This window comes from Pseudomonas sp. MWU15-20650 (genome assembly GCF_023242475.1).
In the GTDB taxonomy this organism is placed as follows: domain Bacteria; phylum Pseudomonadota; class Gammaproteobacteria; order Pseudomonadales; family Pseudomonadaceae; genus Aquipseudomonas.
Genome location: NZ_JALJFG010000081.1, coordinates 1 through 659 on the forward strand (window position 1 = coordinate 1; position 659 = coordinate 659).

1 protein-coding gene is annotated in these 659 nt (G+C 56.6%); it reads right to left on the bottom strand.

Annotated features, from left to right (window positions below; genetic code table 11):
* A partial coding sequence (locus M5B43_RS27175) for an immunoglobulin-like domain-containing protein (protein WP_349292389.1) occupies positions 1 to 659 on the bottom strand: 659 nt, incomplete at both ends.

The window sequence follows — 659 nt, forward strand, 5'->3', positions numbered from 1 at the left end:
TGGTGATGGTCTGGCCGTTATCGAGGGTGACGGTCAGCGGGTTAGTGATGTTAGTCACCGCCGCGCCGTTTTTATCCACAAGGCTGGCGGTGTAAACGATATTGCCGCCTTCGCCCACAGTAGTGGTGGCGGTCAGAACTACATCGACCTTGTCGATGGTGTCGTTGATAGTGGTGGTCGCACCGTCGCCTGCAACTTCCAGCTTCTCGAAGTTACCGCCAGCGGTATCGGTGATCTTGACCGTCTGCGTGCTCTTATCGATGAATACGTCATCGCTAGGCGCAGGAACCGTCACGCTGCCAACGGTTTCGCCGGCCTTGATGGTGATGGTCGAGCCGTTATCCAACTTCAACGTAACGTCAGTACCCGCTTTATTAGAAAGCGTAGCGGTGTACGTAATCTGCCCACCCTCGTTGGCTTCGCTAGGCGCGGTCAGCGTGACGGTAGTGGTGTCGATCGAGTCTGTAATCGTGGTGACAGCCGGTGTCGTGCTCGGCACCAGGCTTTCAAAGTTGCCGCCCGTCGCGCTAGTAATGGTGGTGCTGACGGTACTGCCATTGACGTAGACGTCGTTGGGTGGAGTATCGAAAACCACACTGCCCACGGACTCGCCGGCCTTGATGGTAATCACCGAGCCATTGCTCAAGGTGACGGTTACT